This window comes from Maridesulfovibrio sp. (assembly GCF_965230075.1).
In the GTDB taxonomy this organism is placed as follows: domain Bacteria; phylum Desulfobacterota; class Desulfovibrionia; order Desulfovibrionales; family Desulfovibrionaceae; genus Maridesulfovibrio.
The window spans coordinates 1336640-1356749 of sequence record NZ_OZ245945.1; the positions used below are offsets into that span (position 1 = coordinate 1336640).

At 48.0% G+C, this 20110-nt stretch carries 29 protein-coding genes; 24 read left to right on the top strand and 5 right to left on the bottom strand.

The window, feature by feature from the left end:
• Nucleotides 1-25: 25 nt before the first annotated feature.
• The 4 genes from ACO05Z_RS06125 to ACO05Z_RS06140 all read right to left on the bottom strand — a co-directional run bounded on the left by ACO05Z_RS06125 (nt 26) and on the right by ACO05Z_RS06140 (nt 3270).
• A complete protein-coding gene (locus tag ACO05Z_RS06125; protein WP_421901267.1) occupies nt 26-1084 on the bottom strand; it encodes a tyrosine-type recombinase/integrase in 1059 nt (352 codons plus the stop codon).
• Between the two features lie 72 nt (nt 1085-1156).
• On the bottom strand, nt 1157-1780 hold the full coding sequence (locus tag ACO05Z_RS06130; protein ID WP_421901268.1) for a hypothetical protein: 624 nt from the start codon (nt 1778-1780) through the stop codon (nt 1157-1159).
• A 70-nt stretch (nt 1781-1850) separates the two neighbouring features.
• Entirely contained in the window at nt 1851-2033 is a 183-nt protein-coding gene (locus tag ACO05Z_RS06135; protein ID WP_421901269.1) for a hypothetical protein, read from the bottom strand.
• 361 nt (nt 2034-2394) lie between these two features.
• Nucleotides 2395-3270 carry a helix-turn-helix domain-containing protein gene (locus ACO05Z_RS06140; protein ID WP_421901270.1) on the bottom strand — a complete coding sequence of 292 codons (876 nt, stop codon included), beginning with the start codon at nt 3268-3270 and terminating at the stop codon, nt 2395-2397.
• 185 nt (nt 3271-3455) lie between these two features.
• Between ACO05Z_RS06140 and ACO05Z_RS06145 the strand changes: the two genes are divergently transcribed.
• Complete coding sequence (locus tag ACO05Z_RS06145; RefSeq protein WP_421901271.1) at nt 3456-3629, top strand: hypothetical protein; 174 nt, start codon at nt 3456-3458, stop codon at nt 3627-3629.
• A gap of 82 nt (nt 3630-3711) precedes the next feature.
• Here ACO05Z_RS06145 and ACO05Z_RS06150 read toward each other — a convergent pair whose 3' ends face one another.
• Nucleotides 3712-4035: a hypothetical protein gene (locus ACO05Z_RS06150; RefSeq protein ID WP_421901272.1), complete on the bottom strand. Its 324-nt coding sequence runs from the start codon at nt 4033-4035 to the stop codon at nt 3712-3714.
• A 534-nt stretch (nt 4036-4569) separates the two neighbouring features.
• On the opposite strand from ACO05Z_RS06150, the gene ACO05Z_RS06155 reads away from it, so the two are divergent.
• From ACO05Z_RS06155 to ACO05Z_RS06265, 23 genes are all read left to right on the top strand, one after another.
• A complete protein-coding gene (locus tag ACO05Z_RS06155) occupies nt 4570-4743 on the top strand; it encodes a hypothetical protein (RefSeq protein ID WP_421901273.1) in 174 nt (57 codons plus the stop codon).
• Nucleotides 4744-5142: 399 nt separating this feature from the next.
• Nucleotides 5143-5895 carry an ERF family protein gene (locus tag ACO05Z_RS06160; protein WP_421904173.1) on the top strand — a complete coding sequence of 251 codons (753 nt, stop codon included), beginning with the start codon at nt 5143-5145 and terminating at the stop codon, nt 5893-5895.
• Nucleotides 5896-6546 carry a ribonuclease H-like domain-containing protein gene (locus tag ACO05Z_RS06165; protein ID WP_421901274.1) on the top strand — a complete coding sequence of 217 codons (651 nt, stop codon included), beginning with the start codon at nt 5896-5898 and terminating at the stop codon, nt 6544-6546.
• Nucleotides 6546-6968, top strand: coding sequence for a single-stranded DNA-binding protein (locus ACO05Z_RS06170; RefSeq protein WP_421901275.1), 423 nt, complete (start codon nt 6546-6548; stop codon nt 6966-6968). Before ACO05Z_RS06165 ends, ACO05Z_RS06170 begins: the two co-directional genes overlap by 1 nt.
• Before the next feature lie 14 nt (nt 6969-6982).
• A complete protein-coding gene (locus ACO05Z_RS06175; protein ID WP_421901276.1) occupies nt 6983-7381 on the top strand; it encodes a hypothetical protein in 399 nt (132 codons plus the stop codon).
• 319 nt (nt 7382-7700) lie between these two features.
• Nucleotides 7701-7868 carry a hypothetical protein gene (locus ACO05Z_RS06180; RefSeq protein ID WP_421901277.1) on the top strand — a complete coding sequence of 56 codons (168 nt, stop codon included), beginning with the start codon at nt 7701-7703 and terminating at the stop codon, nt 7866-7868.
• Nucleotides 7865-8323, top strand: coding sequence for a hypothetical protein (locus tag ACO05Z_RS06185; protein WP_421901278.1), 459 nt, complete (start codon nt 7865-7867; stop codon nt 8321-8323). The genes ACO05Z_RS06180 and ACO05Z_RS06185 overlap by 4 nt, the downstream gene beginning before the upstream one ends.
• Complete coding sequence (locus ACO05Z_RS06190) at nt 8307-9590, top strand: replicative DNA helicase (protein WP_421901279.1); 1284 nt, start codon at nt 8307-8309, stop codon at nt 9588-9590. The genes ACO05Z_RS06185 and ACO05Z_RS06190 overlap by 17 nt, the downstream gene beginning before the upstream one ends.
• Nucleotides 9583-10239, top strand: coding sequence for a helix-turn-helix domain-containing protein (locus ACO05Z_RS06195; RefSeq protein WP_421901280.1), 657 nt, complete (start codon nt 9583-9585; stop codon nt 10237-10239). Before ACO05Z_RS06190 ends, ACO05Z_RS06195 begins: the two co-directional genes overlap by 8 nt.
• Nucleotides 10229-10639 (top strand): hypothetical protein, encoded by a 411-nt coding sequence (locus tag ACO05Z_RS06200; protein ID WP_421901281.1) that lies wholly within the window; start codon nt 10229-10231, stop codon nt 10637-10639. The genes ACO05Z_RS06195 and ACO05Z_RS06200 overlap by 11 nt, the downstream gene beginning before the upstream one ends.
• 124 nt (nt 10640-10763) lie before the next feature.
• The gene (locus ACO05Z_RS06205; protein WP_421901282.1) at nt 10764-10979 is read left to right on the top strand and encodes a hypothetical protein; all 216 of its coding nucleotides are present in this window, start codon (nt 10764-10766) and stop codon (nt 10977-10979) included.
• 141 nt (nt 10980-11120) lie between these two features.
• Nucleotides 11121-11276, top strand: coding sequence for a hypothetical protein (locus tag ACO05Z_RS06210; protein ID WP_421901283.1), 156 nt, complete (start codon nt 11121-11123; stop codon nt 11274-11276).
• Nucleotides 11269-11556 (top strand): hypothetical protein, encoded by a 288-nt coding sequence (locus ACO05Z_RS06215; protein ID WP_421901284.1) that lies wholly within the window; start codon nt 11269-11271, stop codon nt 11554-11556. Before ACO05Z_RS06210 ends, ACO05Z_RS06215 begins: the two co-directional genes overlap by 8 nt.
• Nucleotides 11549-11962 carry a DUF5675 family protein gene (locus ACO05Z_RS06220; protein ID WP_421901285.1) on the top strand — a complete coding sequence of 138 codons (414 nt, stop codon included), beginning with the start codon at nt 11549-11551 and terminating at the stop codon, nt 11960-11962. The genes ACO05Z_RS06215 and ACO05Z_RS06220 overlap by 8 nt, the downstream gene beginning before the upstream one ends.
• 20 nt (nt 11963-11982) lie before the next feature.
• Complete coding sequence (locus ACO05Z_RS06225) at nt 11983-12180, top strand: hypothetical protein (protein ID WP_421901286.1); 198 nt, start codon at nt 11983-11985, stop codon at nt 12178-12180.
• A 178-nt stretch (nt 12181-12358) separates the two neighbouring features.
• Nucleotides 12359-13645, top strand: a complete 1287-nt coding sequence (locus ACO05Z_RS06230; RefSeq protein ID WP_421901287.1) for an AAA family ATPase — start codon at nt 12359-12361, stop codon at nt 13643-13645.
• The gene (locus tag ACO05Z_RS06235; protein WP_421901288.1) at nt 13645-14286 is read left to right on the top strand and encodes a hypothetical protein; all 642 of its coding nucleotides are present in this window, start codon (nt 13645-13647) and stop codon (nt 14284-14286) included. Before ACO05Z_RS06230 ends, ACO05Z_RS06235 begins: the two co-directional genes overlap by 1 nt.
• Before the next feature lie 161 nt (nt 14287-14447).
• Entirely contained in the window at nt 14448-17510 is a 3063-nt protein-coding gene (locus tag ACO05Z_RS06240; RefSeq protein ID WP_421901289.1) for an NACHT domain-containing protein, read from the top strand.
• Between the two features lie 149 nt (nt 17511-17659).
• Nucleotides 17660-18832, top strand: a complete 1173-nt coding sequence (locus ACO05Z_RS06245; protein ID WP_421901290.1) for a ComEA family DNA-binding protein — start codon at nt 17660-17662, stop codon at nt 18830-18832.
• Nucleotides 18833-19000: 168 nt separating this feature from the next.
• A complete protein-coding gene (locus ACO05Z_RS06250; RefSeq protein ID WP_421901291.1) occupies nt 19001-19138 on the top strand; it encodes a hypothetical protein in 138 nt (45 codons plus the stop codon).
• 147 nt (nt 19139-19285) lie between these two features.
• Entirely contained in the window at nt 19286-19456 is a 171-nt protein-coding gene (locus ACO05Z_RS06255) for a hypothetical protein (protein WP_421901293.1), read from the top strand.
• Nucleotides 19456-19866: a hypothetical protein gene (locus ACO05Z_RS06260; protein WP_421901294.1), complete on the top strand. Its 411-nt coding sequence runs from the start codon at nt 19456-19458 to the stop codon at nt 19864-19866. Before ACO05Z_RS06255 ends, ACO05Z_RS06260 begins: the two co-directional genes overlap by 1 nt.
• A complete protein-coding gene (locus ACO05Z_RS06265) occupies nt 19866-20108 on the top strand; it encodes a hypothetical protein (RefSeq protein WP_421901295.1) in 243 nt (80 codons plus the stop codon). Before ACO05Z_RS06260 ends, ACO05Z_RS06265 begins: the two co-directional genes overlap by 1 nt.
• The last annotated feature ends 2 nt before the right edge of the window (nt 20109-20110 follow it).

The following is a 20110-nucleotide window of genomic DNA, read 5'->3' on the forward strand; positions in this document are numbered from 1 at the left end:
GGTTAATTTAGCTCTTCTCATGGAGTTAACCATTCACCCTTTTTTTTGTTCTACTCACCTTTTTGCTCACCTTCCGTTCTCCATGAACTGCATCAAATGCTCCCTCTAGAGATAATCCTTGGAACCCTAAAGAGTGGACATATTTTTGCGTTGTGGTGGTGTTTTTATGTCTCAACATAGACTGAACATCAGTTAAGCTATACCCCTTACTTACCAAAACCGATGCTGACAAGTGCCTGATAGCATGGAAGTTAAAAGACTTTTCCAGCCCGGCTTTTTTGCACCAGTTGTTCATGACTTTTGTTGTCGGGCCATAAGGTTTCCCGGTGCGGTGGCAAATGAAGACATATTCTTTAAAGCCCGTTTCAAGCCGCTGGGCCTGTAGCAGCTCCACCAATTCCGGAGCCATGGGGATGGGGTCCCTGTGGAGTCCGCCCCCCTTTCTTTTGCGGGTATCCAGAAACACAACTTTATTCTTCAGCTCTACTGCATCCCATTTCAAGGCCAGAAGCTCATTGCGTCTTGCCGATGTGTAAAGGAAGGCCATAACAAGCCTTTCTTCATGTGGGGCGAGTACTTCGATCAGCTTCCAGAAATCTTCAACCGGGGGAACATATACAGGCGCTTTGTCTGTTGTGTATCTCTCGATTAAGAAGGGGTTGTCCTGCGGAATTCTGAGTCTCTTCATTCCCCAGTTCCACATAGAGTTAAGGTGCGTCAGGTGAACGTTTGCCCGATGCGGAGACATCTTTTCCGCAATTTCGTTCATTGTTTCTTGAACCGTTTCATACTCAAGGTCATCAACTGAGGTTCTGGCGGTCCTGCTGACTTTGAGGAACGTTAAAAAGGTACGTTCCTTGTCGTCAACGTGCTTTTTACTTTGACCGAGTTTTTCGCAGTGAGCTACATATTTGTCGATCAAAACATGCAGAAGTATGCCACCGCCGGACTTTGAAGAACTCTTCTTGTCCTTCATTGCTACTTCCCATGCCACGGCATCCCTTTTTGTCGGGAATTTCTTCTCCTTCCTCAAGCCGTTCAAGGATACCCTTCCGTACCATTTCCCATTTCTCCTAACTGGCATAATTTTCTCTCTATATTTTCAAAGAACGCGCTTACAGGTCAGTATAAGCGCGTCCAGTGCCAATGTCTAATTCTAGTCGCTTAAGACCATCTTCACGGCTTCCGGAAGTTGCTCATGGAACCAGTCCAGGGGGCTGAACCGGGCATCCGGCCTGCCTGATCCGTAAAGGGTTTGCACCATGCCCCGTTCATAGGGACAGGAGAACATGAATTCAGTCTGGCCGCGCTCTTCAGAGGGGATGTAATCAGGCAGGTTCTTGTGGAACACTTCCCGGTATGCCTTGAAGAGGGCCATCTTGCGTCCACCAGTGATCCCCTCGTAGAAAATAGGGTTTCCCTTTTGGCTGAGCGTGGGCCGGTAGGCCGTGGCTTTGTCCGTTTTCTTTCTAAGCAGTCCGCAATCGGAAAGTTCCACTTTCGGGAACTCCGGGTGCGTTCTCCATTCAGCCTCTGGCGGCGGGGGAACTACCGCGCCCCAGTAGCCGGATCGCTCAAGCTCAAGGCGGCTGGCTTTTCGCTGCTCAATTTCAGCTGTTCTTTGAGCTTTTTTGATTGCGGCATATTCCCGTGTCGCCAGCCACCAGTGCTGGTCGAAATCAATCTCGGCTTCAGGCCACACCTTGTTCATCAGGGTTTTCACAGATGAGCCATAGGAGAAGCTGTAGTAGTAGCGTCCCTTGGTCGTCGTCGGCATCATGTAGTTGCCGGTCTTGATGTTCTTCAGCCTCCCCAGCGCATCAATGTTGAAGTCCGTTCCCGGCACGGGTCTACTTTCCAGCATTGTTGCTCCAGTATATGTTTGCGCCCTTGGCTAGATGGGCGGATTCGTTAAAAGCCTGTATCGCGTCCAGCTTTGAAGCCGGGATACCGTGCTCTTCCAATATCTGCCCGGCCTCTTTCCGGCCCAGCTTGGTGGCGGCTTGATTTTTTTCTCTCAGCATAAACGGCATTTTGTAGTTCCCTGTAATTTCAATAGGTTATAAATTTTGTTTGATAAAAAAAGAGAGTGGCTGGTTCTCTGGCCTTTAACGCACCGATCCAATAAACCCTGCGTTTGTCCTCGGTTCGGAATTCACCTTTAGCGCTGTCTGGAGGGGTCCTTGCTTTGCTCGGCTCTCCATCTCCTTATCTGACAACTGGGCTAATAACCGTTCCTGCCGACCGGCTGGGTAACTCGTGCTGGCGGGTTTTGCAGTGACCTACTTTTCGGAAGCTGTATCCGGGCGTGTTCGGTGTGCCTTTCCCTGACGTGTTGAGAAAAGGCTAAGTAGATTTTACTTATGTGTCAACCTGAAAAAATACTGAGATGGGTTATTTTATGTACATGCTGCCCCTGCCGGAATCCAGCCATTGCACCGAGGCCCTGCACTGGCGGTAGCAGTTCATCAGCCATGAGTCGGGCACCCGGTTTTTTTTCTTGGCTGCGGCTATGGCCGGAGGGCTGACACCAAGTTTCTTGGCCAGCTGGGAGTCTTTTTCAACATTGAAAGCTATGCGGAGCCGGGAGATGATCTGCCGTGCCGTGCTGTGTCCGGAGTTGAGGGCGCATAGGTAGCGATCATTATAGAAAGGGTCCGGTGCGTAGAGGGTGTTTAATTCTGTCTCTATGTTTCCTTCCGGGGAAATGATGGTCAGGGTGGCGGGGGTCAGTTCATAGGGGCTGAGTCTGGCCTGAGTAAGGTTTTGACGCAACATGGAGTGTTCTGAGGCTGGGAAGGCATCGTAAATATTAAAGGGGGAGGCACTCATTTGGAGTGGGCAGGCCGGGGTGGGGTGCATATAGGTTACTTCCAGTTTGCTGTTCAGTATCCAGAAGCAGTCGTGTTGAGGGGTGTGCAGGTTCTGGAGTAGTGAGCATTCCAGTTTGTGCCTTATATTGAGGTTGTCGAATATCAGGCAGACCTGATCATTGCTTTTCAGGGGTATGGCTCGAGTAATCAGGATAGTATTTGTTGTGAACAGGCTTGTCTCAAATTTGAAGTTTAATTTACAGCCGGCGGCCAGGCATTCATGCAGCTTGTTGAGTATCAGTGGTTGAAACTCGGTGGTGCATATTTCCGATATATTAATTGGCTTACTGTTGTCTTGTATAAGTCTTTCGAATGCTTTGTTGTAGAAAGATATTTCACCTGAAGGGCGGCATAGCAGCGCATACAAGGGAAGGTCTTTAATTAGTGCTCTTTCCATTTGAATTCGTCTGTAGTGATTGTTGTTGCTAATATATTATTAATCTGAGGTTAAATAAGTTAACCTTTAGTTAAGCTATTGAAAATGTTGATTTTTTATTAAGATAAGTATTGACCAGTTATTCGCGCTATAGTATCTCTCTACTTCTCAAACGGGTAAATTAAAAGTGTGATTGAGGAGGTTATATGTTGGTATTAAACGGGGACGGGGACCCTCTACATGTGATTATTGATCTTGCCCGTGTCGGCGAAGATTTATGTCGCTCCATACCAGATGCGGAGCACCCCGAGACATTGTCAGACTTCCTTAGAATCATAATGAAGTCGATTCGTGATAATGCGGAAAAGCTGGAATCTTGAAGCACTCAGCCAGTCAGGAAGTTAAAAAAAAACCCCGGTCATTGATAGCCCGGGGTTTTTGCTTTGTTTTGTGGCGGAAGGATCAATTCTTGATCGTGTCGTCCTTGTGGTAGTCCCATCCCTTTTTCAGTTCCAGTTCCACCTCGGCGCAAAGTTGAATGAAGGATAATTGTAGCGTCTGGGCCATGGCGACAAGGTCGCGCAGGGGCATTTTGCGCGGAGCCTCGTTTTTTCTGGCATTTCTGGCTCTACGCCAGTGGTCGGCAGGGCTTTTCAGGTAGGGCCATGCCTCGCGCGCAACGGCAGAGTGGGTTAGTCCTTTCTCGTTAATGGTCCGGTTCAGGATACTGACCATGCACCGTTCGTAGTTGAGGACCCGGTCGTGGGTTTCTTCGCTGTTTGGCATCTGGGGCTCCTTCTGGTTCATATGTAAGTAAAAATTACTTGATTAAGAAAGATGGACTAAGTAAAATATACTGAAATGTCTGGCTAAAAAAAGTTCTCAGTTTCACCCTGTGGCTAACCGGAACTCCGAGACTAAAAGCAGGCAGATTTTGCACTGTTTTTTTTGTGTCTACATGATGACACTTAACTTACATATTTCTTGTGTCAAGAGAAAGTAGCTTAAAGTGTTAATCACTGTTCCGTTCTCAGAAGGTGAATAAAGCCGGGTAAATTTAGAAAAATAAGTAAAAAATACTTATCGGCAGTTTCAGTTTATAAATGGGTGCCAAAGCTCGGACGGCCAGTAGATTGCGGGCTTCCGCGTTGCCGAATCGTTTTTTAGTTTAAAGTGGTTTACTTTAGATAAACAGGGTGCTAGGTTTCCCTATCGCTCATTTCTTCAATTGGTTTGGTGTTCCATTTTTATCCTAAAACATGTTGATAAGGTGTGTTGGCTAAGTCCCGTGGGTAAACAAATATTGACATGGAGGGAATTTTGAAGATTTTGATTGAAGGCGCAGATCCTGTAGAGACCGTAATCAGTCTCAGCAGTGTGGCCAAGGATATTGCAAAGGCTATGACTTCAGCAGAAAATCCGGAATTACTGCTGGATACGCTGCTGGCTATGCTGACCAGTGTTGTGGAAGCCGCAGAGGTTCTTGAGCGTTGATGGTGAAAGCCTGATTTAAAGTTCCTATTGTGCGGAAGGGATAGAACCTTCCGCGTTCGCTTCTGGCATCTTGCCCGGGGCGGATATGGTCCCTGAAAGATCCCGGCTGTATTTTACAGCGGTTTTTTCAGGGACTTTTTTTATGCTCTGGTTATTTTGAGTTAACTTTTTTTAAACAGTTGGCTTTGTCTCCGGCAATCCCTTTTTGGGTATGGAGGGGCGGTTTGCAGCTATACTATATGAAGAGAAAATTCTTTTTTTTGTGGTTGACTGGTCAGTAAAATCTACTTAGGCTTTTTCTCAACAACGCGATTGAATCTTACGGCATGCGGCGGAATGGCTTATGCGCTGGTGCTGACTCAGGTCTCAATCAATATTCATTCGGAGGGAAATCATTTGATGGAACTACAAACCAAAATGGTTGCGATCCAGTCCAAGCTGAACTGCCCCAAGAATCAGCGCAACAAGTTCGGTAACTATAATTACCGGAGTTGTGAGGACATTCTCGAAGGCGTGAAGCCGCATCTTGCTGAACACGGTGTGGTGCTGGTTGTCTCGGACAAGATCGAGGTGATCGGGGACCGTGTTTATGTGAAGGCCAAGGCCAAGGTGACACTTGGGGAAAGCTCCATGTCGGCAGTGGGCTGGGCAAGGGAGCCGCAAAACAAGAAGGGCATGGACGAAAGCCAGATCACAGGCGCTGCAAGTTCATACGCCCGGAAATATGCCCTGAACGGGTTGTTCTGCATTGACGACAACAAGGACGCAGACAGTCAGGAGCCGCCGGATTCAGGGCAACAGGCTAATCAGAATCGGCGTCCACCCCGGCAGGGCCGGTCGCAAGCCCAGAACCAGCGCCAAGGGCCGCCCCCGCAGGGAATGCCGCCAAATGATCCGGCAGTGGATCGGGTGCAGCAGCAGTTTCCCGGATCACAGGTAACCGGTCATGAAAAGCTGGCGCAGGAAGGGCAGGTTAAGCGGGTAAACATTATCTGCACTAATGACTTGGGCCAAACAGACCGGGCAATCCGGATCAAATATATCAACAACTGGCTGCTGGGCAGGTTCCCGAATCACCCGAACCCCATCGACTCAACCAAGCAGCTGACTTTTGATGCTGCGAGCGCCTTCATACAGGCGGGAGGAAGATAGATGCTGAACGTATTTATCGACATTGAAACCATCCCCGGAGCGGAGAAGCCGAAGAAAAGCGAAATATCCCCTCCGGGCAGCATGAAGAAACAGGAAACCATTAAGAAGTGGTTTGCGGAAAAGGGCGATGCCGAGCTGGAAAAGTTGTGGCGCAGGCAGGCTCTTGAAAGCCTTAAGGGGCGTATCCTGTGCATTGCCTTTGCCGTGGAAGATCATCCGGTTGAGATTCTTTACGGCGGAGCAGAAGAGCAGTTGATCCGTACTTTCTGGACACGGATAAAAAAGTTGAACCGGTACGGGGATGTTGTCTGCTGGATCGGGTTCAACAACCGCTCCTTTGACATGAACTGGATCTATCACCGGGCGGTTAAATACGGGCTGAAGGATCTGGCCATCCAGATTCCCCGCAAGCGTTATTCTGATCAGATTATCGACATCAGGGAAGTCTGGAACGGTGCGGATTACCAAGCCAAGGGCAGGCAGGATGAGATAGCCGCTTTCCTTGGGACTAAACGGAAAACAAAGGGGCTTGACGGCTCCAGGGTGTTTGACCTGTGGCGTAAGGGGCAGGTTGAAAAGATAGGCGCATATTGCGGAGAGGATGTGGAAAGCATCCGTGATGAATACCGGAAACTGGAGGGAACATTTTAATGGCAGGCAGCATGAACAAAGTAATCATTATCGGCAGGCTGGGGCAGGACCCGCAGCTTAATTACACCCAGTCCGGGCAGGCGGTAGCAAATCTCTCCGTTGCCACAGACGAGGGCTACAAGGACAAGAATACCGGCCAGAAGGTGGAAAAAACCGAATGGCACCGGGTTGTGGCTTGGCGGCAGACCGCAGAATTTGTGGGCCAGTACCTGAACAAGGGCCGCTTGGTCATGGTTGAAGGCAAGCTGGAAACCCGCAAATGGCAGGACCAGAACGGACAGGACCGCTACACCACCGAGATTAACGCCCAGAACATTCAGGCTCTGGACAGCCAGCAGAACGCGGGAGGCCAGCAGGGTAACGGCGGCTACGATCAGCAGGGTTATCAGGATCAGGGCCAGTACAACGGGAACTATAACTAAGGGAGGTTGGAAGCATGTCCAAGCAAAAATTCCCCACCATCAAGGAAAGTAAATACATGGATCATCTTCAGTATCGTTTCACTGAAGAAGAGCTGCATGAAAAGGCTCAGATAATGGCGGAAAAGTCCACACTCAAGGCGGAGCTTGAGGATCAGAAAAAAGCGGTCATGTCTGATTTCAAGGCCCAGATTGATAAATGCGAGGCTGACTTGAATCTCGCGGCCAAGCATTACCGGGATGGCTGGATGATGAGCAACGTGGAATGCATCAAGCGGCTGAATTACAAGACCGGAATGGTTGAGTTCATCCGCACCGATACCGGGGAAATGTACAAGTCCCGTCAGATGGAAGGGGAGGAGCTTAAGGTTCCCCTGCCTATGGATGAGTCCGGGAAAGATGAGCCGGTTCAGTAACAAAAACCGTATCCGGAACTTGTCAAGGCAATAGGTGTCCGTTTGATTTTTTAGTTTGCCTTAATTGGCTGGGCGAAGGTTAGAGCGTGCTCGTGTTCTTAAATGGCAAATTAGCCCTGTTTTGGCCCTTATTTTCAGTGAAAAGGTGCTCGGGAAATATGGTATGGGCGAAGGCCTTACTTCATATAAGATGCAATTCTTTTTCTTGGAAATAGGGCGGAATAATGGGGCTTATTGAGCAAAACTTTGCCGAAGCCCTGTGGCATTATCTGGGAAATTTTAACAGGGGCTGCTCCGGCGGCCCCGGCAGGAGGTAGATTTGAATTACGAAGAAATTGATAAGATTGCGGAACTTGAAGGCGAGGTCCGTGATCTTAGAGGCGAAAGCAATACGTATATCAATGCCTTGCAGCGTATTGAGCGGGGGGATGATCCTATCTCCTCTGAAATCGCAAAGCAGGCACTGGTTATGGGGGCAAGGTCATGAAGGCTGTAATCGGGATCGATCCCGGAAAGACCGGAGCCATGGCCCTGCTCTCCGCCGAAGGTGACCTTGAAATTCAGGACTGGGTGGATGCTCCCACGGTGTCCGGCAAGCTGCTGGAATGGCGCAGCTTCTACCAGATCACAAATGTGGGGCTTGAGCGGGTCCACTCCATGCCCGGACAGGGCGTCAGTTCAACATTCAAGCTGGGTGAGAATTTCGGAATCTGGCAGGGGCTGCTGCTGGCTTACGGGTTGCCCTTCGAAACAATTACCCCGCAAACATGGATGAAAAGCTATTCCATGGTCAAGAAAGTTAGGAATGACAAGCCTTCTCTGACCGTTGCGCGGCAGCTTTTCCCGGCGGCACCGCTGGAAAGGAAAAAGGATCACGGCAGGGCGGATGCTCTCCTGCTGGCTGAACATGTGAGGAGAAATACGCATGCTTTCCGCTCCTGAGTCTGAAAGGACGGTCCTTGAGGGTATCCTGAACAGGGCCGTGGAGATTGATGATGTGCTGGAAGTCGTGAAGCCGCAGGATTTCTCGGCAGGAGTATTAAAGTCGGTCTTTGAAACAATTAAAAGCCTGCATGAGCAGAGCAAGCCCACAGACATTGTGACCATCAATGCAGAGGCAAGGGGCAGTCTGGATGCTGTCATGCTGGCTGAACTCAGCGGAGGCATGACCAGCAGGCATAGCGCACTGCACAATGCCGGGCTGGTTAAAGAGGCGGCCATCCGGCGTACCGTGGCCGAAAAGGGTGAAGAGTTGATCCGGGCTGCAAGGTCCGGGGCTGAGACTTCCGTACTGATTGAACAGGCCACCACCGCGCTTTCCGGAATAGCCACTGCAGAAGCCGGGGAGCAGGGCATGGACGTTCGATCTGTGGTCCAGCAGGTCTGGAACGAAACCACACAGAAGATGGAAAATCCTACAGCCACCACTGGAATCCCTACCGGATATCAGCAACTGGACAGGCTGCTTGGCGGTTTTATGGATGAGCGGTTCATCATCATTGCAGGCCGTCCGGGCATGGGCAAGACAACACTTGCCTTGAACTCGGTCTACAGGGGCGGGATCCCGGCGCAGGTCTTCAGCATTGAAATGGCTGCCAACCAGTTGGTGAAGCGGCTGATTTGTCAGGACCAGCACATAAACACTCTGGCTGTTCGGGATGCCCACCTGAATGATGCCCAGTTCCAGCAGTTCTCAGACGGATGTGAAGCCGTAGGGGATTCGGGGCTCAGGATTGACGACTCACCCATTCTCACAGTGGAGGAAATCAAGGTCCGGTCCCGCATAGCGGTCAAGAAATACGGCTGCAAGCTGATTGTCGTTGACCATATCGGGCTGGTCAAGCCCACGAACAACAGGGACTCAAGGGAACGGCAGATAAGCCACATCTCATGGCAGTTAAAAAGCCTGGCAAGGGAGCTGAAAATACCGGTTATCGGGCTTTCGCAGCTGAACCGGGGGGTTGAGCTACGGCCGGACAAGCGGCCCATCCTTGCCGACCTGCGCGACTCCGGGAGTCTGGAGCAGGACACGGATATCGTCATCATGCTCTACAACGACAGCTACTACACCAACAACAAAACCTACAAGGCAGGGGTGCTGACCACTACAGAAGTAATTGTCCGTAAGCACAGGGACGGGCCGCTGGGAGTTGTCCCGCTGATCTTCCGCCCTGAGTTTTCGGCCTTGGAGGAAATCGGGAATGGCTGAGCAGCGCGAACGTAAGTTCCTGGGAGTTTGGATACCGAGAGAAATCTGGCTTTCCAAGAAACTGACCCTGCAGGAAAAGGTCTTCCTCGCTGAAATTGAATCCTTGGACAACGAGAAAGGCTGTTTTGCCTCCAATGCTTACTTTGCCGAATTCTTTGACCTGTCCAAGACACGGGTTTCTCTGGTGATCAGGTCCCTTGTGAAAAAGGGCTGTGTTACTTCGGAAATTCACTACAAAGAGGGTAGTAAAGAAATATTAAAGAGGGTGCTCAAGGTTTGTTACAGACCCCCTTTAACAAAAGGTAAAGAACCTATCCAACTAAAGTTAAAAGAGAACAATACAGTTAACAGTACAGAGAACAATAAAACCATAATTGAACTTCCCTTGAATGATGGCAGCAGCTTCGTTGTTGATTCAACTTTTCATGAAGAACTGAAATCTCTCTATGAGAAAACAGACATTCTTGCTGAGCTGAAAAACATGAAAGGCTGGCTGCTGGGGAATCCCGGCAAGAGGAAAACCAGAAGGGGAATCAAGAGGTTCATCACTTCATGGCTTCAGCGTTCAAATGAGAAGAATAAGCCTGTGGAATTTGCCGGACCTGAATACATAACCGATCAGACGGATCTCTACGGCAATGGCTGCTGATCCGGTGGAACAGATGTTCCGGCAAGGAGCTGAGTTCCACGAAATGGTAATAAATATGAAGAAACTCACACCGTTGAAGGCAATTCGGGCCAAGTGCGTTGATTGCTGTGGCGATAACCGGAGAGAGGTAGCGTCCTGCCCGGTGGAGACATGTCCGTTGTGGATATTCCGCGCTGGCAAGAGACCCAAGGAAGGCTATGAAAAATCCCCGCTGAAGACCATCCGGGCTTACTGCCTGCAATGCGGGGAACTGAACAGCAGCAACGATGTCCGCCTGTGCGCGGTGAAGGACTGCCCGCTCTATCCCAGCCGGTCCGGGAAATCGGGCCGCAAGCTCTCAAAAGCGGAAAGAGAGAGACGCACAGCACGGTTGAAGGAAGCACGAAAGGCCAGAAAGTAAAGTTTTAGCGCAGAACCAATATCAAGAACCCGCAATAAGCGCATTAACACATTGAATCCGGCTCAGTGTTCAGGCTGAAGGTGTTGATAAAGAAAGCGGGTGCTTAGCACAGGAGAAAATAGAAATGAAAAAATTAGTGTTCGGGGTTCGGAACGAGGAAAGCGGCAGCGGTGAAATCTTCCATCCTGAAAGCGGCAAGACAGTGGCATTCGGAGTGGACCTTGAAGGGCTGGTGGAATACGGCGGGCCGATTCCGGTTGATGAACTGGTCAAGCTCAGGACCGCAGGTTTCGGGGCCGGGGACATTGTGAGGATGCACAATGAGGGTGTGTTGGGATGACCGGAGCGCATCCGTCCGAGGCAGGAATCAAAAACAGAACAGCCCAGACGCATCAAGCCGCCAAGCAAAAACACGTCTGAGCCATTCAAGAAACTACAGCCTCCCCGGTACCAGCCGGGGAGCATACAGGTAAAGCAAAAAATGAAAGAAGGACTGATTGAAGCCCTGCAGGGTGTTTACAAGGACCGTTTCACTTCCCAGCAGTACGCAGCATATGCCGCATTTGTTGAGGAGAATCCCGAATATATTGAAGATGGTGGAAATATGATGGATTGGGCCGGAGGCGTTGATGAGTAGCATTTGTCAGGAAGCGAATCAGGAATTTGGCCCCACTTTAACCATCGTTAAAGCCGCGGAGGAAGCCGCCGAACTTTCCGCAGCCTGCGCGAAGCTGGCCACAACCAAAGGAATCGCCCTGAAGGAATGGGACAACGTTGTGGATGAAACCGCAGACGTGGAAATCACCAATGAAAGGGTGGCCCTGCTTTATCCCCATGGCCCGGAAGAGTTTGAAAGGCTGGTGCATGAGCGCAAGGTTTATAAGCTCAAAAGATTGGAGGGAATAATCAATGCATAAGCTCGAACTGATCCGGGTAGAACAGGACGATGAAGTTACCCTTGGAGTGCTCAAGGCTGACGGCAGGGCCATATGCTGGACCCTTGAAGAGCCATGGCGGGACAACCGCGTTGATGTGTCCTGCATCCCTGAGGATGTGTACGAACTTGAGTATGAATATTCCCCGAGCAGGGGCCGCGCCCTCTGGACCATCAAGGACGTGCCGCAGCGCACTTATGTACGTATCCATTCTGGTAACACGGTCGAAGATACTGAAGGTTGCCCCCTGACCGGAACAAAGCCCGGATACCTGAACGGGAAAAGGGCGGTACTCAGCAGCCGTGAAGCATTCAACAAGCTCATGGAGGCCACTAAAGAATGGACAGGCCCGGCGAAGATCGTGATTGTCAATGTGACCGCAGCTTAGAGTTTGAGGATTTACGTTTATTGCTGGGGGAGGCCAAAGCAAGGGAGCTGTGCAGGGAGTATGGCCGGGAGATCCTGCCCAACGCCCCGCCCGACCCCAGAGTTGAACGGAACCTGCGGATTGAGCAGCTCTATTTTCAGGATGGGCTGACTCAGGAAGCCATAGCCAAAAGAGTCGGATTGTCACGGGTGTGGGTGAACCGCATCATAAATAGATAATATTGGTAACCCCCGCTTTCCAGAAATGGAGGGCGGGGATCATCTATATTGATGATTTTCAAGTGTGGTGGTTGACTCGTATTTGAAAAAAAACTAACAGCTAGGGTGTATTTCGCGGCGTTTTTGGCGTATATTGTCCGAAAAAGGCTTTAAGCGCGAATTCTATAAGGAGTTTTAAGTGAAAATTCTGTCTTTTTGTTTTGATAACGCATGGTCGTTCAAGGGCGAACAGTGCCTTGATTTTGATTTCAAAAGTAAAGATAAAAAATATGCCAGCGACCCGAGATTTATTGAGCTGGCTGAAAACCATTATGTACCTTCCGTAATTACCTGCATCGGAGCAAATGCCTCCGGTAAGTCCAACCTGATCAAGGTACTCATCGCCCTGATTAGTTTCATGATTGATAGAAAGAGCAGGCTTGCCGTAGATTTCTTCAAGCTTTGCGAGGAACCGGAAGAACTGTCTGAATTTGAACTGAGATTTGAAGTTTCAAATGTTATTTACCGCTACTATCTCAGCTATGATCACGAAGAGAAAAGAGTAGAATATGAATCTCTTGATGAGGCCAACCCTGAGACCGGCCGCTGGAAGTATGTTTTCAGGAGAAAGCTTAACTACGATACCGGGAACATTCATATCAGCAAGGGCGGGCGCTCCAAGTTCAGTATTGATAAGATGAAGCGTGAACTGGAGCATAGCGAATCCCTGCTGGCTGTTTCCAGATCCTTGAAGCATGAAACCGGGCTGGAAGAAATTCTTAAAGGACTGTCTCAAACTTTCTCTTACAAGTTCGAAACCGTTTTCCCGGTGGAACAGGTTATCAAGAGATTTCAGGATATTGAGGTCATCGATAAGGTCTCCAGCTATCTGAAATCTTTTGATGTGGGCATTTCCAGAATTGAGCATACCCAAGTTGATATTGAGGAGGATGTGCTTAACTCCAGCCCCATGAAGCTGCTCAAGGGATTTATCGAGTCCATACCCAGCGAGTTGGGGCCTCCCCCTGAGCAGCTTAAGAATATTATGGCCGGTAAAACGTCCTTTTGTGAAGCGGTCCATGAAATTGATGGCCAGGAGTACAAATTTGATATCAATTTTGAATCCGATGGAACCAGACAGCTGATCAAGGTCCTGTTCCCGATTATTCTGGCTTTGAGTTCCGGCGGTGTTGCGATCATTGATGAGATTGAAGTGGGGCTGCATCCCATTGTTGTGGAAAGGATTATTGAATTCTTCAGGGAAGATATGGGCTATGGGGAGCGTGGACAGCTGATTTGCAGCAGCCATAGTGTCAATGTCATTAACCAGCTCAGCAAGAGGCAGATCGTGCTGGTGGAAAAAGACCGCAAGACCCAGCAAAGCGAGGCCTGGTCCCTTAATGACGTCAAGGACGTTAAGGAGCGTGACAACTTTTTCATGAACTATATTACCGGCAAATATGGCGCGATTCCGCAGGTGGGCTGATGGCAAAGAGACGAGAGGGGGCGCGCAAGGCCAGAAGTTTTGAGCGTAAAAAGGCTAGGGCTGCAAAGTCACAGAAATCATCGGTCCTTATTTTTGGGGAGGATCAGGCCTGCCGGGAACTATATAAACTGATTGCGCATTTTTATCCGCCGGATAAGTTCGATAGTGTAAAGCCTCAGTTTGGCAACGGGGGTAGTCCGGTGGACGTGATTCAGAATGCTTTCCTTTATAAGGGAAACTGCTACAACAAAATCGTTGTAATCATGGATTACGATTTCATTGAATCCGGTGGTCTGAGCGTGGACGAGATCATCGCCAAGGCGATAAAACGGATGCCAAATAAAAGATCTTTGGACAAAATGCCGGATAAAAATGATATCAGGGTCATCGCGGTGACCCCGAACTGCTCGGAGTGCTTCCTGCTCAGGCTGACCAAAGAAGGAAAGGTCTCTACAAGGAAATGCGGCGATTGCAAGGACCAGTGTATCCTCAAGAAAATCGAGTCCAATGATTTTCAGAAATACATAGGACTGGTTGATAAAGAGCAGTTAGAAAACCTTCGCAAGCAGCCTCAGTTCCGCTGGATCAATGAACTGCTTGCCGAGATTCAGAAAGAACCCGGCAAAATGAAAGGCTCATAGCCTAGCGCCCATCCCTGTTTTTTTATAATGCCTGCATAACCCCCGCTTTCCAGAAATGGAGGGCGGGGGGTTTGTTTTAACTTATATGCTTTGTATTGCTATTTAATTTGTGGTAGCTGGATAGTTATTTTGATTAACAAGCTAAGTAAAGGACTGAAATAATGCTCCCAGCTCAATATCGATTTAAAGCTTTTATCTTTATCTGCCTGCTTATGGTTGTTGTTGCTACCATGATCGCAATTTTCGTGAGTCCGCTTTGGGGGTTTTTGTCTACATTACCGATACTGGCAGTTGTCTACTGGTTGCGCAGGATGTTTATTCCCGGCCTGTCGGGGCAGACCCGTGTTCAGTTGTATAGCTTGGTGGTGCTGTCTGGTGCTTCAGGTCTATACTGGGCTCCGCCAACTACCTTTACTACAAAGGTGGGTAATTGGGTTTTAGGGGTTGGCAATCTGGTTTTGCAGAAATTCGATCTGCCTCAATTTGTGCTTGTAGACGGAAGTCAGGTGTTCAGTCTGACAGCTTTTGCATTGCTGCTTTTTGCCGTCATAGTGATAAATGTTATTGCCCAGCGTAGAAATGTAAGCCTGCCCAGTGAAAACTTGCCTGATGATTCCAGTTTAAATTCCATTGCTGACCGTGCTGAAAGTCTTAAACGGTACACTGGGGCACTCATTGCCGCGTTGGACCGTTATGATCGGGATGTTAACTGGAGTGACCGGGAATTTACCCCTCTTGAGGCTGAAATCGAATCGGAAAGGACAAGCAGGCATCGTCCCAGAATAGTGAAAGACATTGTTGCTTCCATCAAAAAGAATAAAGAATCACAGGTTTTTATTCTTCTTGGAGATCCCGGGTCCGGAAAGAGTGTGTCCTTGCGCAGGCTGGTTCGCGAGCTTTGCAAGAGGGCTGCAAGCAGTGGAGTGGTTCCGGTTTACGTCAATTTGCGTGAGTTTCCGGTAGGCATAGATCCGACCGAAGAAACCCTTATGCAGTTCATTAGGGATAATGTGCAGGAGCAGACCGGAAAAGACGGCAGGGCATTCCTTGAGTCTTGTTATGATGAATACCGCAAAAATGGGCGGCTCTTTTTTGTGATTGATTCTTTTGATGAAATGCCGAGCGTGCTTGATTGCGATGATAAAAGTGAATCGCATAGAGACATTTCCGCTGCATTCGACCGTTTTTTTACTCAGGATATTCAATCATGCAGGGCCATTGTTGCCTCAAGGGTTTTCAGGGCTCCGGTAGGCGTTAAGGGCACGATGTTGATGCTGCGTCCTTTCCGTGAGCAGCAGATCAGGGCGGCCATGAAGAAATGGCTGATCGGTAAGGGGCTCGATACTGATGAATACGTTAAGAGGCTGTTCCGGGAGCGTCCGCAGCTGGTACCGTTGTTGCGAAACCCTTTTACTGCAGAGCTGATTTCAGAATATGCCCGCTACCAAACCGGCGAAAATCTGCCTGAGAATATGTTTTCCATATTCGACTGTTACGTAACAAAAAGGTTTGAGACAGATTTGCCCAGCTATAGAAAGTTCGGCTTCACCGTAGACTTACTGCGCGAAGCAGCGTCCATAATAGCCAGGGGGATGTATGAGAGCGGGAGCCTCGGACTGGAAGCTGATGTAGAGATGATAGAAACGATTTTAACGGAAAATGGGTTTAGCGAAGACGATGCAAAGAACATCATCTATGCCTTGGAGTTTTCCAGAATCGCAAGGGGCGGTGGGTACGGCGGTAGAAAATTTTCCTTTGTGCACAGGCGTTTTGCTGAATTTTTTGTAGTTAATCACTTCCATAATAAAAAAGAGGAAGTCCCTTATACGGATATTCCAAAGGATTCCCGCTGGCGTGATTGCATTGTCATGTATTGCGGTATTGTCGGTTTAGAGCAGCGGAAACGCATCGCGAAGTTCTGCTGGCGGGAAATACATGCGGCAAAAGATACCCTGCTGTCCGGCGATATCGAGTCTTCAAGGGAGGCGATCCATTGCCTGCGCTTTTTGGCGGATGCTTTCCGTGCTGATGCTGATGCCTTGGAGGATTTCAGAGATGATCTTGGAGAAATTGTTTTAGAGTTGCTCGATTTCCCGGACCTTTTGATTGCCAAGATCGGGTCTGAGGGTATTCTTTTGCTCAATGAGCAGGACCAGCAGAAAGCCATCGTCAAAGCTTTTGAAACGGAAAGTAGCTGGGTCTGTGATTCAACACTCAGGTCATGTCGACATCTGAGTAGTGTTAATGAGTCAACACATCGTGCGGTGCGCTCGTATCTTTCTTCTATTCCTTCTTTGCAGTTGATCCGTAATTTTAGCGATTTGAATTTTACTTTGGGTCTGTCGGATGCATTTCGTAAGCAGAAGCGTGCAATATGGGCTGATGTGGTTGAACTCGGTTTGCTGTCAGCCTTTTTTGTGTTCGTCTTGACTTTTGATCTTGCTTTTAAAAGTTCTTTGTTTTTGGCTTTGTGTGCTATGTCTTTAATTTGTGTTTTGGTGCTAAGTTGTCTTCGGTTACAATCAAATCAATTCGCTACTTATATTGCTTTTGTTAAAATACCCACAGCAATGTATATAGCTATGGGTACTTATTTTTTATATTGGAAATATCCTGATTATGATTTGTCTAGGGCTGCTGATGCGCCTACTGTGTTGGCTTTTATATACATCGGTTATGTTGCTATTGTTCCTATTATCTTTTTCTATGTGCTTTTGTTAATTGGCTGGGAAAATCTTTTAAAATTAATGAGTATAAAAAGAATTAAAAATTTCTTTTTAAAGTTTAATTTAAAAGGACTCGCAATAACATTTGGTTTTGCCGCTGCCTCTCTTGGTCTTGTTCTTCTTACATTTAAATTTATCGGATTTATGGAGGATAGATTTGGCGAGATGGCTAGTAGTGTGGTCCTGCTGGTGGTTGCCTCTCCTAGTCTCTTTTACATTTTTTCAAATGTAATTTGGCAGAATGTGCAGGAAGCACTAGAGACAAGAAGAATGAGAAGGCTTGGTTTGCCGGAGATAGTCACATGCTCCTTGGTTTATGATAATTGTATGTCTTTTAAGCATGACGTCACCCGCAGGAAGTATCTTGAAATGATTAGGGTACACCAAATTCCGTTTGAAGGGGAAGTTACTAGGCCGCCGGCAGAGTTGATTCTTTCAAAGATTGTAAGGGATGAACTGGCTAGATTAAGAGGGCAGTGGGCTGAACTGACAAACTGACTTGCGGCCTGATAATATTAATAGTCTCCCCCCGCTTTCCAGAGATGGAGGGCGGGGGGTTTTGTTGGTTGTTTGACTTATTATACTGGTCTTGCTTAATTGTAGAAAACAAAAATTCTATGTTTATTGATGCGTATAAAGGGGGGGATATGCGCGAGCAAGGTGTTCTGGATTATGATGTTGCAATAAATACTGCAAACGCTGAAGAGATATCCCAGCTGTATGGTGTCGGGCTTGTTGTTGCTGAGAGGATCGTTACATACCGTGAAGAGAACGGCTTTTTCACAAGGCATGATGAACTTGCGCAGGTAGAGGGGATTAGTAAGGCCCATGCTTACACATTGGCCCCTCATATTGACTGGTCAGTGCCTGAAGAGAATGCAAAATCATTTATGAATGGAGTCTCGGTTTGGGGCGGGTTGATTTTGCTTTGGGTTATTGGTGTTGGTAGTAGTAAAGATGTTGTTTTAGATTTATTTAATTATATTTCATTGTTGGTTTTAGGTAAGACAGTTGGTGTTCCAGGTTTTATTTTTTTCTTCACATATCGTTTCTTGCAATTAGTGTTAGATGTCTCTATTGTGCTTGCTATGAGTATATGTATTATTAGAGATAGATATAATATAAGTTTTTTCTCAAGGAGAAAATTTTTATTTTGTTTTGCGTTTTATGCGATAAGTCAATTTTCGATTTGTATATTAAATTTTTATTATTATCAATGCATGGTGGGGTGGGAAAGTTTTGGGAGTAGTGATGTAAGGGTAATTGCTGCATTCTTTTCCTTTCTCTGTGTAATAATTATATTTATGCCTTCGCTTCTGTATTATGCTAATTGTGTAAAGGTCTTAATGTCACAAAAATTTAAAATTCTATATGGGGTAGCATGCCTTTTTTTTCTGGCTATTGGTTTTTTTAGTTATCCTTTTTTGTATGGTCTCTATGACTTCTTTTGGTGGAAGATTCTGTGCCTCATCTACTTGTCTCTTCTTGTATATTTTTCCATTTACTTTTTGTATGCGTATGTAAAGGGCGTGTCTATGTACAAGATCTCCTTTGAACTCATCCCGGTTGATGAGAATTTAAATTCAAGGACAGGACGCCTGCTAAAGAAGATAAATATTGATTTCCCTAACCCCGAAGACCAGAAGAAAGTCCTTCATGAACTGCAACGGATACACAGTAGGCCGGGGAGCGGGGTAGTTAAGGTGCTGGGGTCAATTGTGCTCACCGCAATGACCACAGCAGTTGGCCTTTATCCGAATGAAACAAAAAGTTTTTTGTCCAATGCTTTTGATTACTTTATGAAGCTTATATTCAGTTGAGTGAGCGGTTCCTAGCCATAACGCCTGCCCCCCCTGCTCATTACAATACCCGCTAATCCCCCCGTCTTCCATCTCTGGAAGGCGGGGGTTTTTGTTTTGAGCCAAATATAAACATGTAAACTCCCGCCCCTTACAGAGTTTACACCAATTTCCCTATAAATCTTTCCCATGAAGAACGAACAAACCAAGTCAGTCTGTGAAGCCATGGAGGGTGGCTTTAATTCTGAAGCCTTCCGGGACTGGGAAGCAGAGCAGGAGCTTTACGAAGACTCCGAAGACATTGACGGAGTGCAGCAGGCACTATGAAACACGGCTTTTGTGATCGACTACGCCATTTTTTAAATCCACTTCATGTGAAATGCAGGCTGCTGGATGCCGTTGATGTCTTTTGTGCGTTCTACGAGAAAATTTTTCGGGTGGTGTTTCGATCATCATAAATAAACTGGAGTGAACATGGATATAGTTCAGATTATCGAGATTGCAGCCGAGGTTGTCGGCGTATGCGCCACCATTGCTGCTATAACCCCCAGCCCTAAGGATGACGCGATTGTCAAGCCGCTGGTCAAGCTGGTTAACGTGCTGGGAATGAACCTGCGCCACGCTAGGAACGCAGGGGACAAGTAATGCGTAGAATACATATTTTTTTCATTTGCCTTGCGCTGGCCTTCATAATGGCTCCCGGCTGCGCGCTCAAGAAGCTCTCCGACCTTCCCGCTGAGGATCAGGCCGTAGAGTACGCGAATATGCTGCTGGGAGCCTACAATGCGACCCACCATAAGTATCTGGAAATAAAGCCTTCATTGACTGCGGAGCAGCGTGAGAAGGCCGTTCCCTTTGTGCGGTCCATGAACATTGCAAGACCTGCGGCCCTGTTGCTGGCGAAGAATGCTGAAGCATGGAAAACCATAGCCGCCAGCCAGAATGCAACTCTTACCGAAAAAGCCCGGCTCAAGTACCGGGACCAGAAAGTTCTTGCTGCTGAAATCTGGTCTGAAACCCTCGGGCTCTGGAACAGGATCAGGAGGCAGGAATAGTGGATTTTAATATTGAAGATATCGAAATTTCTGATGAATCCGCAAAAGCCCTTGGTGATGTTGCCGGAGCGCTCGCCGGACTGATCGCAACCGGAACACCTGCCTCACCACTGGCACCCATTGTAGCAATGATAGTTGCCGGGGGGCTGAAGCTCACCAACGCCGGCTATAAGGTGCAGGGGCTCACCGCTCTCCGGAAAAAGGCCGCAGCCATTGAGAAGCTGGACGACCTGACTGCATAGGG

What these genes read in the sequence shown, in the direction of transcription:
- ACO05Z_RS06140 (WP_421901270.1), bottom strand. Translation starts at nt 3,270, where the DNA reads ATGGAAAGAGCACTAATTAAAGACCTTCCCTTGTATGCGCTGCTATGC.
- ACO05Z_RS06185 (WP_421901278.1), top strand. Translation starts at nt 7,865, where the DNA reads ATGAAGGCTGTAATCGGGATCGATCCCGGAAAGACCGGAGCCATGGCC.
- ACO05Z_RS06145 (WP_421901271.1), top strand. Translation starts at nt 3,456, where the DNA reads ATGTTGGTATTAAACGGGGACGGGGACCCTCTACATGTGATTATTGAT.
- ACO05Z_RS06240 (WP_421901289.1), top strand. Translation starts at nt 14,448, where the DNA reads ATGCTCCCAGCTCAATATCGATTTAAAGCTTTTATCTTTATCTGCCTG.
- ACO05Z_RS06200 (WP_421901281.1), top strand. Translation starts at nt 10,229, where the DNA reads ATGGCTGCTGATCCGGTGGAACAGATGTTCCGGCAAGGAGCTGAGTTC.
- ACO05Z_RS06125 (WP_421901267.1), bottom strand. Translation starts at nt 1,084, where the DNA reads ATGCCAGTTAGGAGAAATGGGAAATGGTACGGAAGGGTATCCTTGAAC.
- ACO05Z_RS06190 (WP_421901279.1), top strand. Translation starts at nt 8,307, where the DNA reads ATGCTTTCCGCTCCTGAGTCTGAAAGGACGGTCCTTGAGGGTATCCTG.
- ACO05Z_RS06260 (WP_421901294.1), top strand. Translation starts at nt 19,456, where the DNA reads ATGCGTAGAATACATATTTTTTTCATTTGCCTTGCGCTGGCCTTCATA.
- ACO05Z_RS06165 (WP_421901274.1), top strand. Translation starts at nt 5,896, where the DNA reads ATGCTGAACGTATTTATCGACATTGAAACCATCCCCGGAGCGGAGAAG.
- ACO05Z_RS06195 (WP_421901280.1), top strand. Translation starts at nt 9,583, where the DNA reads ATGGCTGAGCAGCGCGAACGTAAGTTCCTGGGAGTTTGGATACCGAGA.
- ACO05Z_RS06255 (WP_421901293.1), top strand. Translation starts at nt 19,286, where the DNA reads ATGGATATAGTTCAGATTATCGAGATTGCAGCCGAGGTTGTCGGCGTA.
- ACO05Z_RS06175 (WP_421901276.1), top strand. Translation starts at nt 6,983, where the DNA reads ATGTCCAAGCAAAAATTCCCCACCATCAAGGAAAGTAAATACATGGAT.
- ACO05Z_RS06170 (WP_421901275.1), top strand. Translation starts at nt 6,546, where the DNA reads ATGGCAGGCAGCATGAACAAAGTAATCATTATCGGCAGGCTGGGGCAG.
- ACO05Z_RS06150 (WP_421901272.1), bottom strand. Translation starts at nt 4,035, where the DNA reads ATGCCAAACAGCGAAGAAACCCACGACCGGGTCCTCAACTACGAACGG.
- ACO05Z_RS06235 (WP_421901288.1), top strand. Translation starts at nt 13,645, where the DNA reads ATGGCAAAGAGACGAGAGGGGGCGCGCAAGGCCAGAAGTTTTGAGCGT.
- ACO05Z_RS06130 (WP_421901268.1), bottom strand. Translation starts at nt 1,780, where the DNA reads ATGATGCCGACGACGACCAAGGGACGCTACTACTACAGCTTCTCCTAT.
- ACO05Z_RS06220 (WP_421901285.1), top strand. Translation starts at nt 11,549, where the DNA reads ATGCATAAGCTCGAACTGATCCGGGTAGAACAGGACGATGAAGTTACC.
- ACO05Z_RS06210 (WP_421901283.1), top strand. Translation starts at nt 11,121, where the DNA reads ATGAAAGAAGGACTGATTGAAGCCCTGCAGGGTGTTTACAAGGACCGT.
- ACO05Z_RS06250 (WP_421901291.1), top strand. Translation starts at nt 19,001, where the DNA reads ATGAAGAACGAACAAACCAAGTCAGTCTGTGAAGCCATGGAGGGTGGC.
- ACO05Z_RS06205 (WP_421901282.1), top strand. Translation starts at nt 10,764, where the DNA reads ATGAAAAAATTAGTGTTCGGGGTTCGGAACGAGGAAAGCGGCAGCGGT.
- ACO05Z_RS06215 (WP_421901284.1), top strand. Translation starts at nt 11,269, where the DNA reads ATGAGTAGCATTTGTCAGGAAGCGAATCAGGAATTTGGCCCCACTTTA.
- ACO05Z_RS06135 (WP_421901269.1), bottom strand. Translation starts at nt 2,033, where the DNA reads ATGCCGTTTATGCTGAGAGAAAAAAATCAAGCCGCCACCAAGCTGGGC.
- ACO05Z_RS06160 (WP_421904173.1), top strand. Translation starts at nt 5,143, where the DNA reads ATGGAACTACAAACCAAAATGGTTGCGATCCAGTCCAAGCTGAACTGC.
- ACO05Z_RS06245 (WP_421901290.1), top strand. Translation starts at nt 17,660, where the DNA reads ATGCGCGAGCAAGGTGTTCTGGATTATGATGTTGCAATAAATACTGCA.